The sequence below is a fragment of the Bacillus thuringiensis genome (genome assembly GCF_001595725.1).
Lineage (GTDB): Bacteria > Bacillota > Bacilli > Bacillales > Bacillaceae_G > Bacillus_A > Bacillus_A thuringiensis_K.
Genome location: NZ_CP014282.1, coordinates 3,683,159 through 3,703,177 on the forward strand (window position 1 = coordinate 3,683,159; position 20,019 = coordinate 3,703,177).

The following is a 20,019-nucleotide window of genomic DNA, read 5'->3' on the forward strand; positions in this document are numbered from 1 at the left end:
ATTGGCACGCTGTCTACAATAAAGTGTCAGAAAACTGAAATCGCTTTATTCTTTTTCGAAAATAGTAATGTTTATATGCCAAAATAAAAAAATAAGCTATATATTTACAGCTTATTTTTGAATCATATCTTTAATTGGTGCGAATGACTTGCGGTGTTCATCTAGTACTCCATGCACTTCAATTGCCTCTAAATGTTGCTTTGTGCCATATCCCATATGTTGCTCAAATCCATATTCAGGATACTTCTCTCCCAGTTCTTTCATCATACGATCTCTCGTTACTTTTGCGATAATGGATGCTGCTGAAATCGAAACACTTTTCGCATCACCTTTAATAATTGATGTTTGCGGAATTGGTGTAGGAAGCTTCATCGCATCAATTAATAAATGTTGGGGTGTACAAGATAAATTTGCAACTGCATCTAACATCGCTTGTTTCGTTGCTTGGTAAATATTAATGTCATCAATAACTTGCGGTGATACAATTCCTACTCCAATTGCAATTGCTTGTACTTTTATTTCATCATAAAAACGCTCACGTTTCGCTTCACTCAACTTTTTCGAGTCATTTAACCCTGGAATATAAAAATCCTCAGGAAGAACGACAGCTGCCGTCACAACAGGCCCAGCCAATGGCCCGCGCCCTACTTCATCAATACCCGCAATATATGTGACCCCTTTTTCACGCAAAGCATTTTCATACTTGGACATTTCAAAAAACTTCTCTTTTTCTTTCTGTTCTAACTCTTTTTGTTTATACCACTTCAAAACGAGCTTTTGAACACCTTTTCGATCATCTTTCATTAACAGTTGAAAGCGATCATCTTCTTCATTCATAATTTCTTTCAATACATTTTCCGCTTCTTTTATCGTCATAGTTTGCATTTATACAAGCTCCTTTTTAAACATATCCAAAAAGAAAAGACGCACAAACGCACGTCTTATACTTCTTCTATTTTTTCCACATCTTCTACTTGCTCTGCAAACTCTTCCGGTGTTTCAAACGTCATTTTTCCAAGTTTGCCACCACGAAGCTCACGAAGCACAAGCTCAGATGTCTTATCATAATCAATCATTCCGCCGCCCATTAAGCAGCCTCTATTTTTTCCAATTGCATCGAATAATTCCACGATATCTTCTGGAATCTCATTTAAATTATAGCGTTCTTTCAAGCGTTCTGGATAATGTTTCTCCATAAAACGTAATGCGTAAACAGCTACATCTTGTAAATTTAAAATTGAATCTTTAATTGCACCCGTTGTCGCTAAACGAAGACCCACTAATTGATCTTCAAATTTAGGCCACAGAATACCTGGTGTATCTAACAATTCCATTTCCTTCCCAACTTTAATCCATTGTTGAGCTGTTGTCACACCTGGACGATCTCCTGTTTTAGCAATATTTTTCTTTGCCAATTTATTAATCAATGTAGATTTACCAACATTTGGTATACCTACAATTAATGCACGAATCGCTCTCGGTCTAATACCTTTTGCAACCATTTTATCAAATTTTTCTTTAACAAGCACTTTACAAGCTGCTGCAATTTCCTTCATACCTTGTCCAGCTTGCGCGTTAATCGAAATTGCCATATGGCCTTTTTCTTTAAAATATGCGATCCATTGTTTTGTTAAACGATCATCCGCCATATCCGCTTTATTTAAAACAACAAGCCTTGGCTTATGTGTAATGATTTCATCAATCATTGGGTTTCGAGATGATAATGGTAATCGAGCATCTACAAGTTCAATTACAACATCAATTAATTTTAATTTCTCCGTTACTTGGCGTCTAGCCTTCGCCATATGCCCTGGAAACCATTGAATTACCATGTTGCCACCTTCTTTTTCATTTATTTCACAATACGTGCGTCTTCTAACGGCCAATATAACATATTAGCTTTACCAATTACTTGATCCATTGAAATCGTACCGATTGAACGGCTATCTTTACTAAAACGACGATTATCACCTAAAACAAATAATTGATCTTTTGGAACGGTTTTCTTGCCTGTCATTTCTTCAAGATTAAAATCATATGTAAGCGGTCCGTCAGCAATTTGCTTTTTCTGCTTGTCTAAATACGGCTCCTCATAAGCCTTTCCGTTAACATACAGTTTATCATTACGATACTCTATTTCATCGCCTGGCAGGCCTATAATACGCTTAATGTAATCTTTATCTTCTGTTGCTCGAAATACGATAATATCAAAGCGTTTTGGATCTCCAATGTGATAACCAATTTTATTCACAATCATTCGATCACGATCATGTAAAGTAGGTGCCATCGATACCCCGTCTACGAGAATTGGCGCAAAGAAAAACTGTCTAATAACACCAGCTAATACAACAGCAATCAAAATTGCTTTAATCCATTCCCAAAGTGAACTCTTCTCTTTTTTCATGCATTTCCCCTCCACGGTTATGTAAACTGCTCGTATTATACCAAAATTTCATATAGATTGGAAAAAGGGAGCTTGTGCATTTACAAGCTCCCATACATGTCTTATCGAATTTCTTTAATACGTGCTTTTTTACCGCGAAGGTTACGTAAGTAGTATAACTTAGCACGACGTACTTTACCACGGCGAAGTACTTCGATTTTCGCGATTCTTGGCGTGTGAACTGGGAATGTACGCTCAACACCTACACCGTAAGAAATCTTACGAACTGTGAATGTTTCACTGATTCCGCCACCACGACGTTTAATTACAACACCTTCGAAAAGCTGAATTCTTTCACGAGTTCCCTCAACAACTTTTACGTGTACACGTAAAGTGTCACCAGGACGGAATGAAGGAAGGTCAGTTTTTAATTGGCCTTTTGTAATTTCTGCGATTAATTGTTGCATATTAAATTCTCTCCTTTAAACAGATGCTCTTATAAAGTCTTAATAAATTACAGCGGAACATCGTTAATACGGCTACTGATTTCAGTAGCACAAATGTTATAATAGCATATTACTAAGCCTGTTGCAATAGCAAATATATGAAGTTATTACTGCTCTCGCTTTATTTCCTCAAGCCATTTTTTCTCTTGTTTAGATAACTCTCTCTCATCTAATAAATCAGGTCTACGCGTATACGTTCGGCGCAAAGATTCCTTATGTCGCCATTCATCAATGTTTTTATGATTCCCTGACATTAATACATCCGGTACCTTCATACCACGAAAATCAGCTGGACGTGTATAATGAGGATGCTCTAATAAACCTGTACTAAACGAATCCTCTACTTGTGAAGCATGATTTCCTAGCACACCCGGCAAGAGACGTACCACACTATCAGTAATAACCATAGAGGCTAATTCTCCGCCCGTTAATACATAGTCACCAATAGAAATCTCATCCGTTACAAGATGCTCACGAATTCGTTCGTCATATCCTTCATAATGCCCACATACGAAGATTAAATGTTCTTCCCCTGCAAGCTCTTCCGCTTTCTTCTGCGTAAATCTTTCGCCCTGCGGACACATTAAGACAACTCTCGGCTTACGCTCTGTCTCTTTCGTCAAATCTTCTACAGCATCAAAAATAGGCTGAGGAGTAAGCACCATACCAGCTCCTCCGCCGTAAGGATAATCGTCTACGCTATTATGCTTACTTGTTGTATAATCACGAAAGTTAACAACACGAAGGTTTACCGCTTCTTTTTCTTGCGCCTTCTTTAATATAGAAGATCCAAATACACCGGTAAACATGTCTGGGAACAACGTTATAATATCAATTTTCATTATAGTAGCCCTTCCATTACATGAATGGTTACTAATTTATTTTCAATATTAACTTGAAGTACAACGTCATCGATATAAGGAATTAAGAGATCTTGACCCTTCGGGCGTTTAATTACCCAAACATCATTTGCACCAGGAGATAGAATCTCTTTGATTGTCCCTAGCGCTTCTCCTTCTTCCGTTACAACACTGCAACCAATAATTTCATGATAGTAGTATTCACCTTCAGCAAGTTCGCCTAACTGCTCTTCTGGTACTTTTATTAAAGAACCTTTAAACTTCTCTACTTCATCTACATTGTTATATCCTTCAAATGTTAATAAATCGAATGTCTTATGTTGGCGATGAGAAGTTACCTTCACCGGAAGATAGTCTGTGCCTTTCTCATTCGATATGTATAGCGTATTTCCTACTTTATATCGCTCTTCTGGAAAATCAGTACGAGAAATAACACGGATTTCTCCTCTTACGCCATGAGTATTTACAATTTTCCCTACGTTAAACCATTTTGTCATAAATAGTATGTCACCCCTGGTTTCTATATAAATTAAGCATCTCCATTTCACAGATGGAACATGCAATCTCTATTTAAATGTTAAAAAAGGGAGAGGAATAACTCCTCGCCCTTTTTACGTTTATTGAATTTCCAGTGTTACTTTTTCATCATTATGATGTCCCACTGAATACAAGAGCATTCGAATCGCCTTCGCAACTCTCCCTTGCTTTCCAATGACTTTTCCAACATCCTCAGGATGTACAGTTAATCGATACTTTATCTCTCCGTTGCAAAGTTCCTGTGTAACTTTTACATCTTCAGGATAATCGACAAGAGGCTTGACAATCGTCTCGACTAACTTCTTCATAGTCATTGCCTCAATTACTTACCTTGTTTAGATAAGTGGAATTTCTCCATGATACCTTGGTTAGAGAATAAGTTACGAACTGTATCAGATGGTTTAGCACCATTTCCTAACCATTTTAATGCTGCTTCTTCGTTGATCTTAACTTCAGCTGGTTGAGCAACTGGATTGTAAGTTCCGATTTCCTCAATGAAACGTCCGTCACGAGGAGAACGAGAATCTGCAACAACTACACGATAGAAAGGAGTTTTTTTAGCTCCCATACGTTTTAAACGAATTTTAACTGCCATTTATAAAGCACCTCCGAATTTATTTCACACAGATAATTATATTAGCAAAAAGACTATTGCTTTGTAAAGTATTTTTTCTTAACAGAGCCATCTTTTTTTCCTTACATGAATGGAAACTTCAATCCACCTAGTCCTTTTTTCTTACCTTTTTGCATTCCCGTCATCGTCTTCATCATTTTTTTCATGTCATCGAATTGCTTAATTAGACGATTGATTTCTTGTACAGTTGTACCGCTGCCTTTGGCAATGCGCTTTTTGCGACTAGCATTGATTATTTCCGGTTGTTCTCGTTCTAATTTAGTCATAGAACGAATAATTGCCTCAATATGCCCAATTTGTTTTTCATCAACTTGCGCATTTTTCAGCCCTTTAATTTTATTTGCACCAGGAAGCATTCCTAACAATTCATCAAGCGGTCCAAGTTGGCGCACTTGTCCAAGTTGTTCTAGGAAATCGTCAAGCGTAAACGAAAGCGTACGCATTTTTTGCTCAAGTTCTTTTGCTTTCTCTTCATCAACTGTAGCTTGCGCTTTTTCAATTAACGTTAAGACATCGCCCATCCCTAAAATACGGGATGCCATACGCTCTGGATGGAACGCTTCAATTGCATCTAGTTTTTCACCCATACCGGCAAATTTAATCGGCGTGTTTGTTACAGCCTTAATAGATAATGCAGCACCACCGCGCGTATCACCATCTAATTTCGTTAATACAACACCTGTTAAACCTAACTGTTCATGGAAACTTTGTGCAACATTTACCGCGTCTTGCCCGGTCATCGCATCGACAACAAGGAAAATTTCATCCGGTTTCGCAACTTCTTTCACTTTCGCTAATTCATCCATTAATTCTTCATCAATATGCAGGCGACCCGCTGTATCGATTAAAACATAATCGTGATGATCTTCTTTTGCTTTTGCAATCGCTTGTTTCGCAATTTCAACAGGACTTACTTGATCTCCTAAAGAAAATACAGGCATGTCCAATTGCTTCCCTAATGTTTCAAGCTGTTTAATCGCTGCTGGACGGTAAATATCCGCTGCAACAAGCATCGGTTTACGATTATGCTTTTTACGAAGCAAATTCGCAAGCTTACCTGTCGTCGTTGTTTTACCCGCACCTTGCAGACCAACCATCATAATAACAGTCGGTGGCTTATTAGCAACAGCAATTTTGCTTTGCTCTCCGCCCATAAGTTCTGTAAGTTCTTCCTGTACAACTTTAATTACTTGTTGTCCAGGTGTCAAACTTTTCATTACATCTTGTCCGACAGCACGTTCAGACACACGCTTCACAAAATCTTTTACTACTTTAAAGTTAACATCCGCTTCTAAAAGAGCTAGACGAACTTCTCTCATCATTTCTTTCACATCGGCTTCAGAAACTTTTCCTTTGCCGCGGATTTTTTGCATTGTCTGTTGAAGTCGGTCGGCTAATCCTTCAAATGCCATATTGCCGCCCTCCTAATCTAATTTTTCGATAGCTTCAACAACTTGTTTCATTTCTTCATTCACATGCTCTTCTTCGCTGATTAGCTGTTTTAGCTTTGCAACAAGTCGCTGTCGCTCTTGAAACTTTTGAAGTAATACTAATTTTTCTTCATATTCTTCAAGCATCGCTTCAGTCCGTTTAATGTTATCATACACGGCTTGGCGACTTACATCAAATTCTTCCGCAATTTCACCAAGAGATAAATCATCTAGATAATAAAGCGACATATAACTTCTTTGTTTTTGCGTTAACAACGATTGATAAAAATCAAATAAATAGTTCATTCTCGTTGTTTTTTCGAGCATGTTGGATCATCCTTTGTTAAGTGATTTCCCTTTACATGAATTAGTTTACATGTAGTCCAAAAGAGTGTCAAGTTTTTTTCTTAACATCATATATTTTTTGTAGAAAAAGAAGCGGAAATACCGCTTCTTTCGCTTATACTTCTTCTGTTTCTACTAAGTTCGCAAATAAACCATACACATATTGTTCTGGATCAAACTGCTGCAAGTCATCCATCTGCTCTCCTAATCCAACAAACTTCACCGGTACATCCATTTCGTTACGAATCGCTAATACAATACCACCTTTAGCAGTTCCATCTAACTTCGTTAAAACAATACCAGTTACATTCGTTGCTTCACGAAATGTTTTCGCTTGGCTTAAACCGTTTTGTCCTGTTGTTGCATCAATAACAAGCAATACTTCATGAGGAGCACCTGGTACTTCACGCTCAATTACACGCTTTACCTTCTCTAACTCTTTCATTAAGTTCACTTTATTTTGCAAGCGTCCTGCTGTGTCACATAGTAATACATCTACCTTACGTGCTTTCGCTGCTTGTACAGCGTCATACATAACCGCCGCTGGATCAGATCCAGATCCTTGTTTAATCACTTCTACACCAACGCGATCGCCCCATACTTCTAATTGTTCAATCGCTCCAGCACGGAATGTGTCTCCTGCCGCCAATAGGACTGACTTACCTTCTGATTTAAACTTATGCGCCAGTTTACCAATTGTCGTCGTTTTTCCTACACCATTAACACCAACAAATAAAACAACCGTTAATTGGTCCTCTTGCATATTAATTTCGTTACTAAAATCGCTGTCACCTTTGTAAATTCCTACTAGTTTTTCTGAAATAACAGCTTGTACTTCTTTTGGATCTTGAATGTTACGACGTTGTACTTCTTCTTTCAATTGGTCAATTAATTCCATTACCGTCGCAACGCCAACGTCTGCACCGATTAAGATTTCTTCTAACTCTTCGAAGAAATCTTCGTCCACTTTACGGTAACGATACACTAAATCATTCACTTTATCCGCAAATGAATTTCTCGTTTTTTCTAATCCTTGTTTAAATTTCTCTGTAACTGTATCCGTTTGTTTTGAAATTTTTTCTTTTAGTTTTTTAAAAAAACTCATACTTTCCCATCCTTCCTATTCACTTGCAATAAGTTCTTCTCCGGCGTCTAAACGAACCGAAACAAGTTTAGATACCCCCGATTCTTGCATTGTTACACCGTACAACACATCAGACTCTTCCATTGTACCTTTTCTATGTGTAATTACAATAAACTGCGTCTCATCACTGAATTTCTTTAAATACTGTGCAAAACGAGCTACATTCGCCTCATCAAGGGCTGCCTCTACCTCATCTAGTACACAGAACGGTACTGGGCGTACTTTTAAAATACCAAATAAAAGCGCAATTGCTGTTAAAGCACGCTCTCCACCTGAAAGTAAACCTAAGTTCTGCAGTTTCTTCCCTGGCGGTTGTGCTACAATATCAATACCCGTATTTAGTAAATCCTCTGGATTAGTCATTACTAAATCCGCTCTACCGCCTCCAAATAATTCAGAGAATACCGATTGAAACTCCATTCTAATGCCTTCAAACGTAGTAGAAAAGCGTTTTTTCATTTCTTCATCCATTTCGGTAATAAGCTGGTGCAATGTCGCTTTCGCTTCTTCTAGGTCGTCTCTCTGCTCTAGTAAGAATGTATGACGCTCCGCTACACGTTCATATTCATCAATTGCCCCTAGGTTCACTGTACCTAACTCTTCTATGGATAATTTGATTAATTTTACTTTCTTACGCGCATCTTCTGCAGGCATTGTCATTGTATATTTTAGTTTTGCCGCTTCAAATGAAATTGTATATGTTTCACGTAAATGTTGTAATCTATTTTCTAACTCTACATCAAGTCGGTTAATTTTCACCTCTTGATCTTTCAACATCTCAAGAATGTATTTATGTTTACCTGTGGTCTCTTTCAGATTACGCTCTAACTGTTCTACTCTCTCTTGTAACGATACACGTTGTTCACGACGAGAGCGAATTAACTCTGAAGTTTGATTACGATCGTATGCTTTCTTCTCAATCATATTCGTAATTTGCTCTTCACCACTTGAGTTCGATGTCATTTCTTGTTTTAAGAATGCTAAGTCCTCTTTCGTTTTAACAAGCGTTGCATCTGTTTCTTCTTTTTCCTTCGTCAATCGTTCAACTTTTTCTTTTTGGTTAGATAAGCGTTGTTGCTTTTCAGCTGCTAACACTTTTAACTCTGTCATTTCTTTTTGAACTTTTTCTTTCGAAGAATGCTGCTCACTTTTTTGTTTCGTTAAAGCTGCAATGTTACTATCTAATTCCGTAATCTCCACTTGAAGGGTCGCTAAAATCTTTTCTAGCTCTTCTTTACGCCCTTGCATTTTCACTTGATCTTGTAAGAACCCTTCAATCTCTAAATCATAAATTGATAAACGATCATTAATACGATGTTCTTCTAATTCTAAGCGACTAATTTCTTCTCTTAATTTCTGTTCTTCTACACGCTCTACCTCTACACTTTGTCTCAGTTCGCGTATTTGTACTTCTTTTTCTTGAATTTCTTGCTTTACTGCTTTAACAAAGTTTTCTAACTTCGTCGTTTTTTCTTCCATATCAGTTAACTTGTTCGTCCACTCTTCTAGCTCACGTTGACGTCCTAATAAAGAAGATTTCGCCTGTTTTACCGCTCCACCTGTCATAGAACCGCCAGGGTTCACTACATCACCTTCGATTGTTACAATGCGATAACGGTATTGTAGTTGTTTCGCCAACTCATTCGCCCCGCGTAAATCTTTTGCAACAATAACAGTACCTAATAAATTTGAAACTACATTTTCATATTTATTATTGTACTGCACAAGTTCTGCCGCCACACCTACAAACGATGGGTGTTGATTTGCAATGCGTAATTGCTCAAATGATAATGATCTGCTTTTAATAACAGCTTGCGGTAAAAACGTTGCACGTCCATGTTTATTTTGCTTTAAAAATGCAATCGCATTACGAGCATGCTCCTCTGTTTGTACAACAATATGCTGCATCGCTGCACCTAGAGCGATTTCCATTGCAACTTCGTATTCTTTCGGTACCGTTAACAGTTCCGCAACAGCCCCCTCGATACCTTGCAACCTATTTTCTCTAGCTTTCAATACTTCACGTACACCTTGATAGAATCCAGAATAATCTTCTTGCATCTCTTCAAGCATTTCTTTTCGAGAACGTGCCTGTTGCACAAATTGATATGCTTGATACAGTTTTGTTTCATTTTCACTATACTGCGTCTTACATTTCCCAAGCGCCGCCTCTGTCTTCTGTATGTTTGAGAGAATGCCAGCTACTTTTTCTTTCGCTTGTTCGTAACTTTCTACAAGTTTCGTCTTTTTCGCTGTAATTTCCATACGCATTTCTACATATTTCGCATTTTCTTCATCAAGGCGTTCATTTTTAGAGTTTTGTTGTTTAGATTGTTCTTCAATCATAGATAATTCATTACGATGACTAGCTTGTTGATTTAAAAGCTCAATATAGTCACCTTTTAAATTCTCAATCTGTTCCTCTAAATTGTCAGCAAAAGTAGCAAGTAATTGCTCATTATCATGCAATTTTTGCTCCAACTCTTTTACTTCATTCACAAATTGCATTAAAGCTTCTGTACTTGAATCAATCTCACCATCGTAACTTTTAGCTTTCTCTGTTAATTCAACAATTAACTGCTCAAGTTGCGCACAATGCGTCGTAGCATTTTGCTTTCTCTCTTTTAACAACTCGCGCTGTCCTTCAAGTTTTTCTAGCTCTTTACTAGAAAGAAGAAGTACTTCTTGTAACGAGTCTACAGACTCATCTACCGCTTGTAATTGTCCTCGTAATTCCTCAAGCTCTTCTTCACTTTTTTGTAAATTCGTTGACATTTTAGCTTCTTCGTTTTTATTATGCCCAAACTGATTTCGAAGCGCTTCCCATTTCTCATGCAATTCTTCAATTTCATGGACAATAAGCGCAGCTTCTACTTTCTCTAATTCTTCTTTATTCTCAAGATAATCTTTCGCAATAGAAGCTTGTCTTTCTAAAGGTTCTACTTGACTACTTAATTCATGAATTATATCTTGCACACGATTTAAGTTTTCTTGTGTCTCTGCTAATTTACCTTCAGCTTTCTTTTTGCGAAGTTTGTATTTTAGTACGCCTGCCGCTTCTTCAAATACACCTCGACGCTCTTCTGACTTACTACTTAAAATCTCTTCAACTTTCCCCTGGCTAATAATCGAAAAAGCTTCTCTTCCCATACCAGAGTCCATAAATAAATCAATAATATCTTTCAATCTACATGATTGTTTATTAATATAAAAATCACTATCACCTGAACGAGATACACGACGTGTTACACACACCTCATTGTATTCAATTGGTAAACGTTGATCTTCATTATTTAAAGTTATTGTTACTTCAGCAACATTAACCGCTCTCCTCGTATCACTGCCTGCAAAAATAATATCCTCCATCTTTGCACCACGTAATGATTTTGCAGATTGTTCACCAAGTACCCAGCGAATTGCATCAGTAATATTACTTTTCCCGCTTCCATTAGGTCCTACTACAGAAGTTACACCTGGGACAAAATCAACAGATACACGCTCAGCAAAAGACTTAAACCCTGCTATTTCTAATCTTTTTAAAAACACGAAAGGCCTTCCTCCTATTCTCCGTCTTTATAAATGTTCTCTATACAAAAACAAGTATTATACGGATTTACCTTCTTTTTCTTTATAAACAAAAAGAAAGTTTCATTCTATGCACAAGGAATCCCCCTCATTCAAAGGGGGATTCCTTATAGTTGTTCTTTTAATTTTTTCAATGCTTCTGCAGCAGCTTGTTGCTCTGCTTCTTTTTTTGACTTACCACTACCAAGACCTAAAGCTACGTTATTTAACGTAACACGTGACACAAATTCTCGATTGTGAGCTGGTCCTTTTTCTTGCAAAATTTGATACTCAACATTGCCACTGCCATCACGCTGAATCAATTCTTGCAACTGACTCTTATAATCCATCACATGAGAAAAAGCACCCTCATTAATTTTCGGATATACAATTTCTTTTAAGAATTCCCAAACTGTTTCTAGCCCTTGATCAAGATAAAGGGCACCAATAAACGCTTCAAAGACATCCGCTAATAAAGCTGGTCGTTCACGTCCACCTGTCATTTCTTCACCTTTTCCTAATAAAACAAGGCTACCAAATGACAATTCGTTCGCAAAACGAACAAGAGATGGCTCACATACAATAGCTGCACGTAGTTTTGTTAACTCTCCTTCGCTCATTGTCGGATATTTTTGAAACAGATACTGCGATACAGTCAGTTCCAATACTGCATCTCCAAGAAATTCAAGACGCTCATTATCTTCATGCGGTTTTTTTCGATGCTCATTCACATACGATGAATGCGTAAATGCTTGAATCAATAATTTTTCATCCGTAAACGTAATACCTATCTTTTCTTGAAACACTTTAAATGCTTCACGATATTTTGTTTCGTATTTTTTTTCTCTATATTTTCGGTACGGCATAGGTCCCTCCAGATATAAGCCGAGAAAGCCCCGCTAAAAAACGGGACTTCACTTAAGCATTATAGATGACTCTCTATGTAAGTCACAGCATCGCCAACAGTAGCAATCTTTTCAGCATCTTCATCAGAAATTTCCATTTCGAATTCATCTTCTAATTGCATTACAAGTTCTACTACATCTAGGGAGTCTGCTCCTAAATCTTCCTTGAAGCTTGCAGCTGGTACTACCTCAGTCTCTTCTACTCCTAAACGATCAACGATGATTTTTGTTACGCGCTCTAAAACATCTGCCATTCCATTCACCTCCCCTCAAATATTATATTAAATATTAACCAAAAAAACTAGGTGAAATCGATTCTTTTATTACATTACCATACCGCCATCAACATTTAACGTTTGACCTGTAACATATTTGCTTTGATCAGAAGCAAAAAACGTTACAGCATTCGCGATATCTTTCGCTTCACCAAATTGAGCAGCTGGAATAACTTTTAACATTTCGGCTTTAATATTCTCATCTAGTACATCCGTCATATCAGTCGCAATAAAGCCCGGCGCAATTGCATTCACTGTAATATTTCGACTTGCTAACTCTTTTGCAGATGTTTTTGTTAATCCAATAACACCCGCTTTAGCAGCAACATAGTTAGCTTGTCCTGGGTTTCCTATAACACCAACAACAGAAGCGATATTTATAATTCTACCATGACGTTGACGCATCATATAACGAGATACTGCTTTTGTACATAAGAATACACCTTTTAAGTTTGTATTAATAACTGTATCCCATTCTTCTTCTTTCATACGCATTAATAAATTATCTTTCGTTACACCAGCATTATTTACAAGAATATCAACTTGTCCAAATGTATCTACTGTTTGTTTCACCATATCTGTAACATCATCAGCATTTGCAACATCTGCTCTTACCGCAATTGCATCAGAACCTAATTTTTTAATTTCATCTACTACTTCATTTGCTTTTTGTTCATTACCAGCATAATTTACTACTACATTTGCCCCTTGTTTCGCTAAATCGATCGCAATCGCGCGACCAATTCCACGTGAAGCGCCAGTTACTAATGCTACCTTCCCTTTTAACATCAGTTTTCTCCTCTCAAATTTGAAATGGTATCTTTTAATGTCTCTTCATCGTATATCGCATATGCTTTTACTGATGAATCAATTGACTTCATAAGTCCAGCAAGTACTTTTCCAGGTCCAATTTCAATAAATATATCTACTCCCTGGTTCACCATATATTCAATAGACGGGTACCATAATACAGGCGAATAAAGCTGTTCGATTAACTTTTCTTGAATGTCTGCACCACGTGTAATAACTTCCGCCGTAACATTTGCAATAACAGGAATATTCGTGTCATGAATTGTAATTTCATTTAAAACTTTTTGGAACTTCTCAGCTGCCGGCTTCATAAGTGAAGAATGGAATGGCCCACTTACTTTTAGTGGAATCGCTCTCTTTGCACCATTTTCTTTCGCTCTTTGAGAGGCAACCTCTACGCCTTGCTTCGTTCCAGAAATTACAATTTGCTTCGTACTATTCATATTAGCGATTTGCACTGCATATCCTTCACTTGTTACTTCTTCTGTAACTTGTTTCAGCATATGTGGATCAGCACCTAATATAGCTGCCATTGCGCCTTCCCCACCCGGAACAGCTTCTTCCATATATTCCCCGCGTTTCCTTACAGCATATACAGCATCTTCAAAAGTTAATGCACCAGCTGCTACAAGAGCGCTATATTCGCCTAAACTATGACCAGCGACAAAGTCAGGTGTAATGTCATACTCTTTCAAAGCTGTCAAAATAGCAAAACTCGTTGTTAATAATGCAGGCTGCGCATTTGTTGTTAATGTAAGCTTTTCCTGCGGTCCTTCAAAAATCACTTCTGAAAGTGAATCTTGCAACACCTCATCTGCTTTTGCAAACACTTTTGCAACCTCTTTATTATTCTCTGCTAATTGTTTACCCATTCCAACTGCCTGTGAACCTTGGCCCGGAAAAAGAAATGCTATTTTTCCCATTTCAAATCCTCCTCTTATTGGAGTGACTCTTTCTCCATTACGCTTGAAATCGTAGGAATTACTTCTTTCGCTACCATTTCTCTCGTTTGACGAATCGCACTAAATATCGACTGGTCATTAGAAGAACCGTGAGCCTTAATGACAGGTGCTTTCAATCCAAATAATGCAGCTCCTCCATACTCCGAATAATCCATTTTATCTTTTAATACCATAAGTTTTGGTTTTAATACCGCCGCTGCTAATTTACTCGTAAACGAACTCATTAGTTGTTCTTTCAACATAGAGAATAGCGCAAGTGCTGTTCCCTCTAATGATTTCAACGCTACATTCCCTGTAAAACCATCACATACAACAACATCTGCTACACCTTGCAATAAATCTCTTGATTCAACGTTCCCAACGAAATTAATTGGCGCATCTTTAAGCATTGCAAACACTTGCTTTGAAAGCTCGTTTCCTTTTCCATCCTCTGTTCCAACGTTTAATAGTCCAACGCGAGGATTTTCAATTCCTCTTACCTTCTCAGCATAAACAGATCCCATTACTGCATATTGATATAAATGAATTGGTTTTGCATCAACATTTGCTCCAACATCTAACATAACAAAACCTTTTCCATCTACAGTTGGCATTGTAGGCGATAAAGCTGGTCGCTCAATTCCTTCCATACGACCGACTACAAATAATCCAGCTGCCATTAAAGCTCCTGTACTACCTGCGGATATACAAGCGTCTGCTTCTCCATCCTTTACTTGTTGTGCCGCAAGCACCATTGAAGCTTGTTTTTTTCGACGAACCGCTCTTACCGGTTCCTCCGTTGATTCTATTTTTTCGTCTGTATGAAGAATAGTAATTCGTTCATCACTCGTTAAGTATTGACGAATTTCCTCTTCTTTCCCTACTAACGTAATATGTAAATCAGAATATTCCTTAATAGCTTTCATTGCCCCTAATACTACAGCCTTTGGAGCGTGATCTCCGCCCATTGCATCTATTGCGATTTTCATAAGTTGTTACCTTCCTCACTATAATTACTAGATCGATACATTTCAAAAGTGCCTGTAAAAACAAGTTCTTCTCCAACGAAGCTACGCACTTTGACAACCGTCCGTCCCTTATCATTCTCTACATCTTCAACGCGCGCTTTTGCAACAACACGCTCCCCTAATTTTACAGGGCGAATGTATCGAATGGTAGACTTTGCAGTTAAAGCTAATTCTTCATCAATAACCGCAACAGCTAGTGAGTTTGCTTGCGCAAACAGATGATGCCCACGGGCAATTTGATTTCTTTTAAATACATGTTCTACCTTTACTTCAAAGATAGAGATTGCATGTCTATCTAATTCAATATCAATAATTTCTCCAACAACCTCTTCTAACGGTAAAGATTTCACATCTTCTTCATGTTGCTTTGTAGCTACATGTTTAATTCTCTCTCTTAATTCAGGAATAGACAATTCCATACGATCAAGTCGTACTGTTTGTATACTCACTTGAAATTTTTCCGCTAAATCTTCATCCGTAATAAAAGGATTTGATTCGATTGTTTGTTGTAATAACTCTTGTCTTTCTTTTTTACTTCTTCTTTTTTTCATACCGCACCATCCATTTTTATGACTAGGTACTAACAGTAGTATATAATCATTAAAAGTAGAATGCAACAAAAACTTTTGTTGACTCCCTTTAATCGAGCTTCTCTCCTTGGAACACACCTGTCCCATCAAGATACGTACGCAAGGCAGCGTACTGATCATTGTGCCAAAACGCTTCTGAATCTACTAGTATCGCCGCATCTTGCCTTGCTGTTTCTAACGCTCGATAATCATGTACCATGTCAGCAACCTTAAATTCTGGTAAGCCACTTTGCTTACTCCCAAAGAAATCTCCAGGACCTCGTAATTCTAAATCTTTTTCTGACAATACAAATCCATCATTTGTTTCAGTCATTATGCGCATTCTTTCTTTCCCTGTTTCTGATTTAGGGTCTGCTATTAATAAACAATATGATTGTTCACTACCACGGCCGACACGCCCTCTAAGCTGATGAAGCTGCGATAAACCGAAACGTTCTGCATCATAAATAACCATTACAGTCGCATTCGGTACGTTCACACCTACTTCAACAACTGTTGTCGATACAAGAATTTGCACTTTATTTTCACTAAACTGTCCCATTATCTCTTCTTTTTCCTGAGACGATAATCTCCCATGCATCAATCCAACTTGGCATTTCCCTTGGTAATGATGCGTCAGCATACTATGTAAGTCGATAGCATTTTGCACATCAAGTTTCTCAGATTCTTCAATTAGAGGACAAATAACGTATGCCTGTCTTCCTTTTTTTATCTCCTTTTCAACAAAACCGAGAACGCGATCTAACATATCATGTTTTGCCCAATATGTTTCAATCACCTTTCTACCTGCTGGCATCTCATCGATTATCGAAACATCCATCTCTCCAAATGCAGTAATCGCAAGCGTACGCGGAATTGGTGTCGCTGTCATAAATAATACATCTGGACTTTCACCTTTCTCCCGTAAAACTCGGCGCTGCGCTACACCAAATCGATGCTGTTCATCTGTAATAACGAGACCCAACCTATGAAATATAACTTCATCTTGAATTAAGGCATGCGTTCCAACAAGAATATCTATTTCTCCTTGTTCTAACTTCGCTAAAATTTCTCGACGTCTCGCACCTTTAACAGAACTTGTTAACAGTTCCACCTTAATACCAAAATGCGAAAACGTTTCAGCAAGCGACTGATAATGTTGCTCAGCTAAAATTTCTGTAGGAACCATTAAAGCACCTTGATAATGAGCTAATTTCGATGCATAAAGGCCAATCGCAGCAACAACCGTTTTCCCAGAACCAACGTCACCTTGCAATAGTCGGTTCATCCGATAAGGAGATGTCATATCTTTCAAAATTTCATCTACAACTCGGCGCTGTGCACCCGTTAATGGAAACGGCAGTGCATCGATAAATTCTTGTAATTCTACTGACGGAATCTCTTTCTTGGTCCCTTTTGAATTTTCCCTCTCCATTTTCCGGAGCGTTTGCATTTTCAGCTGAAATAAGAAAAATTCTTCATATACAAAACGGCGACGCGCTTGCTTCAAATCTTCCTGTCCTACCGGAAAATGCAATGCCCTAAGCGCTTCATATCTTGGTAATAATTTATATCGCCCTAACAAACCATCCGGTAACACTTCGACTATAGAATCTCCATATTCCTTTAACGCTTGAGCAATAAAACGACGCATCTGTTTTACTGTAAGTTTCCCCTTTACTGAATAAACAGGTTCCACTTCTTGTTGACGTACAACCGGCCCAAAATGAAGTTCTGATACAGCAATTGTTTGACGATGTTGATCCCATTTACCAGTAATCGTTACCGTTTCATCTAACTTTAATTTTTGCTTATAGTAAGGCCTATTAAAACATACCGCCGTAATTAAATAACGACCGACGAGAACACGAACTGTTAAACGCGATTTCTTCTTACCATAATATTGCAGCAAAGGAGCACTATGAATCTTTCCTTCAACCGTTACACGTTCATCATGCTTTACTTCAGCAAGATCTTTCATCGCATAATCTTCATAACGGTACGGAAAATGTTCTAATAGATGAGAAACTGTATAAATACCCATCTCATGTAGTAACTCAGATGTTTCTCCTCCGATCCCCTTTACATCCGTAACAGGAACTTGTACAACATCATTCAAGATTCTCACACCCCGTCACATTATTTTCTTTATTGCATTTTATTTGAGTACCAATTAGCATCTGTAATCGCTCTCTTTCACCTTATATATTCTATCATAGGCATTCTAAGAGAAACTACTCAAATCCCTTATATAAAACAAGTAAAAAAGAGCCTCACTATTAGCAGCAAGGCTCTTTTCTCTCTTCAATATGCTAGCCTTTTGAATAAAAACTAGTAATAAACTTCATATTACTACTTCTTATCCATTAGCAAGTAAGTAATCCATTTATTTTCAAAACGAATCTTATCTTATTCTACAGAGAAGATGAAAGAATACACTGGTTGGTTTCCAGCATGCACTTCTACTTCTGCATCTTCAAATTTCTCTTCTACAAATTCAACTAACTCTGCTACTTCTTCGTCAGTTGCATCCTCACCTTGTAGAATCGTTACGATTTCAGAATCTTCATCAATAAGCGCTTCTAGTAATTGCTTCGCAGCTCCTACTTTTTCAGCATTTGTAGATACAATTTTCCCATCTGCAATACACATGAAGTCATCTTTTTGAATTGCTACACCATCAATTTCCGTATCACGTACAGCATACGTAATTTGACCTGTTTTCACATGAGATAAAGCTTCTTGCATATTTTCTTCATTCTCTTCTAACGTTCCAACTGGGTTAAATGCTAACATTGCTGCCATACCTTGAGGAACTGTTTTCGAACGAACAACAATAACTTCTTGATCTACAACTGATGCCGCTTGTTCTGCTGCCATTACAATATTTCCGTTATTCGGTAAAATAATGATTTTTTCAGCATTTGCTTCTTCAATTGCCTTCACGATATCCTCCGTACTTGGATTCATCGTTTGACCACCTTCGATAACTTTCGTTGCACCGATGCTCTCAAATAAAGTTTTAATACCAGACCCCATAGCTACAGTTACGATACCATATGGTTGTTTTTCTTTCGATTGAGCTGGTTGTTCAGGAACCATAGTAGGTTCATCTAATAAAGCAGTATGCTGTTCACGCATATTTTCTACTTTAATCTTAATTAAACTACCGTATTTTTGTCCGTAGTTCATAGCGTCTCCAGGATGTTCTGCATGGATATGAACTTTTACAATTTCATCATCAGACACAACTAGTAGAGAATCACCATATACACTAATATCTTCACGGAATTTTTGTTCAGAGAAATTATGCTCTTTCACCTTTTCAGCCTCTAATTTCACCATGAACTCCGTACAATATCCATACTTAATATCTTCTGTACTCAATTGGCTTTGTACACTACGGTGATGTTCTGCGCGTACCATTTCATTCATAGATGGTTGCGTCGGTGCATCAGAAGAAATCGTTTCTCCTTTTAAGTCAGCTAAAAATCCTTCGTATACCACTACAAGACCTTTACCACCGCTATCTACAACGCCAACTTGTTTTAATACAGGTAATAAATCTGGCGTACGATTTAACGATGCGTTTGCTTCTTTCACAACGTCTTCCATAAACAAAACAAAGTCGCGCTGTTTTTTCGCAACTGTTACTGCATATTTACCCGTTTCTCTTGCAACCGTTAAAATCGTTCCTTCAATCGGTTTCATAACCGCTTTATAAGCCGCCTCTACTCCAGCTTCTAGTGCTGCAGCAAAATCAACTGTTGTTAATTCTTCTTTTTGTTCAATGGATTTAGAGAAACCACGGAACAACTGAGATAAAATAACTCCAGAGTTACCACGAGCTCCCATTAATAATCCTTTGGCTAAACTTACGCCGACTTTACCAGCATGCTGTGAAGGGTTTGCTTTCACTTCACGCGCACCTGAAGTCATAGATAAGTTCATGTTTGTACCGGTATCGCCATCTGGAACTGGAAATACGTTTAATGCATCAACAAGCTGAACATTGTTTGTTAAATTATTCGCTCCTTGCATGATCATTTGTGATAAACGTTTTCCATCAATTTTTTGAATTGACACAG

The 20,019-nt window shown here is 37.7% G+C and carries 20 protein-coding genes; all 20 read right to left on the bottom strand.

The window, feature by feature from the left end; genetic code table 11:
• Positions 1-111 precede the first annotated feature (111 nt).
• Positions 112-885 (bottom strand): ribonuclease HII, encoded by a 774-nt coding sequence (locus AXW78_RS18180; protein WP_001194265.1) that lies wholly within the window; start codon positions 883-885, stop codon positions 112-114.
• 56 nt (positions 886-941) lie between these two features.
• Positions 942-1,832, bottom strand: a complete 891-nt coding sequence (gene ylqF, locus AXW78_RS18185) for a ribosome biogenesis GTPase YlqF (protein WP_000236702.1) — start codon at positions 1,830-1,832, stop codon at positions 942-944.
• Positions 1,833-1,852: 20 nt separating this feature from the next.
• Positions 1,853-2,404, bottom strand: coding sequence for a signal peptidase I (gene lepB / locus AXW78_RS18190; RefSeq protein ID WP_000711853.1), 552 nt, complete (start codon positions 2,402-2,404; stop codon positions 1,853-1,855).
• 101 nt (positions 2,405-2,505) lie between these two features.
• Positions 2,506-2,850, bottom strand: coding sequence for a 50S ribosomal protein L19 (gene rplS / locus AXW78_RS18195; RefSeq protein ID WP_001186516.1), 345 nt, complete (start codon positions 2,848-2,850; stop codon positions 2,506-2,508).
• A gap of 146 nt (positions 2,851-2,996) precedes the next feature.
• On the bottom strand, positions 2,997-3,731 hold the full coding sequence (trmD, locus tag AXW78_RS18200; protein WP_061884514.1) for a tRNA (guanosine(37)-N1)-methyltransferase TrmD: 735 nt from the start codon (positions 3,729-3,731) through the stop codon (positions 2,997-2,999).
• Complete coding sequence (rimM, locus tag AXW78_RS18205) at positions 3,731-4,246, bottom strand: ribosome maturation factor RimM (RefSeq protein ID WP_000170278.1); 516 nt, start codon at positions 4,244-4,246, stop codon at positions 3,731-3,733. Before rimM ends, trmD begins: the two co-directional genes overlap by 1 nt.
• A 120-nt stretch (positions 4,247-4,366) precedes the next feature.
• A complete protein-coding gene (locus tag AXW78_RS18210; protein ID WP_000737401.1) occupies positions 4,367-4,594 on the bottom strand; it encodes a KH domain-containing protein in 228 nt (75 codons plus the stop codon).
• A 14-nt stretch (positions 4,595-4,608) separates the two neighbouring features.
• The gene (gene rpsP / locus AXW78_RS18215; protein WP_000268750.1) at positions 4,609-4,881 is read right to left on the bottom strand and encodes a 30S ribosomal protein S16; all 273 of its coding nucleotides are present in this window, start codon (positions 4,879-4,881) and stop codon (positions 4,609-4,611) included.
• Positions 4,882-4,982: 101 nt separating this feature from the next.
• Positions 4,983-6,332 carry a signal recognition particle protein gene (ffh, locus tag AXW78_RS18220; protein WP_000863460.1) on the bottom strand — a complete coding sequence of 450 codons (1,350 nt, stop codon included), beginning with the start codon at positions 6,330-6,332 and terminating at the stop codon, positions 4,983-4,985.
• 12 nt (positions 6,333-6,344) lie between these two features.
• Positions 6,345-6,677, bottom strand: coding sequence for a putative DNA-binding protein (locus AXW78_RS18225; RefSeq protein WP_000891062.1), 333 nt, complete (start codon positions 6,675-6,677; stop codon positions 6,345-6,347).
• Between the two features lie 133 nt (positions 6,678-6,810).
• Entirely contained in the window at positions 6,811-7,800 is a 990-nt protein-coding gene (gene ftsY / locus AXW78_RS18230) for a signal recognition particle-docking protein FtsY (protein WP_000007655.1), read from the bottom strand.
• A gap of 15 nt (positions 7,801-7,815) precedes the next feature.
• On the bottom strand, positions 7,816-11,385 hold the full coding sequence (gene smc / locus AXW78_RS18235) for a chromosome segregation protein SMC (RefSeq protein ID WP_000478969.1): 3,570 nt from the start codon (positions 11,383-11,385) through the stop codon (positions 7,816-7,818).
• Between the two features lie 146 nt (positions 11,386-11,531).
• Complete coding sequence (gene rncS / locus AXW78_RS18240; RefSeq protein WP_001146875.1) at positions 11,532-12,269, bottom strand: ribonuclease III; 738 nt, start codon at positions 12,267-12,269, stop codon at positions 11,532-11,534.
• Between the two features lie 59 nt (positions 12,270-12,328).
• Positions 12,329-12,562 carry an acyl carrier protein gene (acpP, locus tag AXW78_RS18245; protein ID WP_000786062.1) on the bottom strand — a complete coding sequence of 78 codons (234 nt, stop codon included), beginning with the start codon at positions 12,560-12,562 and terminating at the stop codon, positions 12,329-12,331.
• A gap of 69 nt (positions 12,563-12,631) precedes the next feature.
• The gene (gene fabG / locus AXW78_RS18250) at positions 12,632-13,372 is read right to left on the bottom strand and encodes a 3-oxoacyl-[acyl-carrier-protein] reductase (protein ID WP_000911771.1); all 741 of its coding nucleotides are present in this window, start codon (positions 13,370-13,372) and stop codon (positions 12,632-12,634) included.
• Positions 13,372-14,316, bottom strand: a complete 945-nt coding sequence (gene fabD / locus AXW78_RS18255; RefSeq protein ID WP_061884515.1) for an ACP S-malonyltransferase — start codon at positions 14,314-14,316, stop codon at positions 13,372-13,374. Before fabD ends, fabG begins: the two co-directional genes overlap by 1 nt.
• 14 nt (positions 14,317-14,330) lie before the next feature.
• A complete protein-coding gene (plsX, locus tag AXW78_RS18260; RefSeq protein ID WP_000684100.1) occupies positions 14,331-15,323 on the bottom strand; it encodes a phosphate acyltransferase PlsX in 993 nt (330 codons plus the stop codon).
• Complete coding sequence (gene fapR / locus AXW78_RS18265; protein WP_000747349.1) at positions 15,320-15,913, bottom strand: transcription factor FapR; 594 nt, start codon at positions 15,911-15,913, stop codon at positions 15,320-15,322. Before fapR ends, plsX begins: the two co-directional genes overlap by 4 nt.
• 88 nt (positions 15,914-16,001) lie before the next feature.
• Positions 16,002-18,050, bottom strand: a complete 2,049-nt coding sequence (gene recG, locus AXW78_RS18270) for an ATP-dependent DNA helicase RecG (protein ID WP_001000812.1) — start codon at positions 18,048-18,050, stop codon at positions 16,002-16,004.
• Positions 18,051-18,340: 290 nt separating this feature from the next.
• Complete coding sequence (locus AXW78_RS18275) at positions 18,341-20,017, bottom strand: DAK2 domain-containing protein (protein WP_000027129.1); 1,677 nt, start codon at positions 20,015-20,017, stop codon at positions 18,341-18,343.
• Positions 20,018-20,019: the final 2 nt, after the last annotated feature.

Coding starts and splice junctions, on each gene's coding strand:
- fabD (WP_061884515.1), bottom strand. CDS start 14,316: ATGGGAAAAATAGCATTTCTTTTTCCGGGCCAAGGTTCACAGGCAGTT.
- fapR (WP_000747349.1), bottom strand. CDS start 15,913: ATGAAAAAAAGAAGAAGTAAAAAAGAAAGACAAGAGTTATTACAACAA.
- lepB (WP_000711853.1), bottom strand. CDS start 2,404: ATGAAAAAAGAGAAGAGTTCACTTTGGGAATGGATTAAAGCAATTTTG.
- trmD (WP_061884514.1), bottom strand. CDS start 3,731: ATGAAAATTGATATTATAACGTTGTTCCCAGACATGTTTACCGGTGTA.
- AXW78_RS18180 (WP_001194265.1), bottom strand. CDS start 885: ATGCAAACTATGACGATAAAAGAAGCGGAAAATGTATTGAAAGAAATT.
- AXW78_RS18225 (WP_000891062.1), bottom strand. CDS start 6,677: ATGCTCGAAAAAACAACGAGAATGAACTATTTATTTGATTTTTATCAA.
- rplS (WP_001186516.1), bottom strand. CDS start 2,850: ATGCAACAATTAATCGCAGAAATTACAAAAGGCCAATTAAAAACTGAC.
- ylqF (WP_000236702.1), bottom strand. CDS start 1,832: ATGGTAATTCAATGGTTTCCAGGGCATATGGCGAAGGCTAGACGCCAA.
- acpP (WP_000786062.1), bottom strand. CDS start 12,562: ATGGCAGATGTTTTAGAGCGCGTAACAAAAATCATCGTTGATCGTTTA.
- ftsY (WP_000007655.1), bottom strand. CDS start 7,800: ATGAGTTTTTTTAAAAAACTAAAAGAAAAAATTTCAAAACAAACGGAT.
- rimM (WP_000170278.1), bottom strand. CDS start 4,246: ATGACAAAATGGTTTAACGTAGGGAAAATTGTAAATACTCATGGCGTA.
- rncS (WP_001146875.1), bottom strand. CDS start 12,269: ATGCCGTACCGAAAATATAGAGAAAAAAAATACGAAACAAAATATCGT.
- ffh (WP_000863460.1), bottom strand. CDS start 6,332: ATGGCATTTGAAGGATTAGCCGACCGACTTCAACAGACAATGCAAAAA.
- AXW78_RS18210 (WP_000737401.1), bottom strand. CDS start 4,594: ATGAAGAAGTTAGTCGAGACGATTGTCAAGCCTCTTGTCGATTATCCT.
- fabG (WP_000911771.1), bottom strand. CDS start 13,372: ATGTTAAAAGGGAAGGTAGCATTAGTAACTGGCGCTTCACGTGGAATT.
- rpsP (WP_000268750.1), bottom strand. CDS start 4,881: ATGGCAGTTAAAATTCGTTTAAAACGTATGGGAGCTAAAAAAACTCCT.
- plsX (WP_000684100.1), bottom strand. CDS start 15,323: ATGAAAATCGCAATAGATGCAATGGGCGGAGATCACGCTCCAAAGGCT.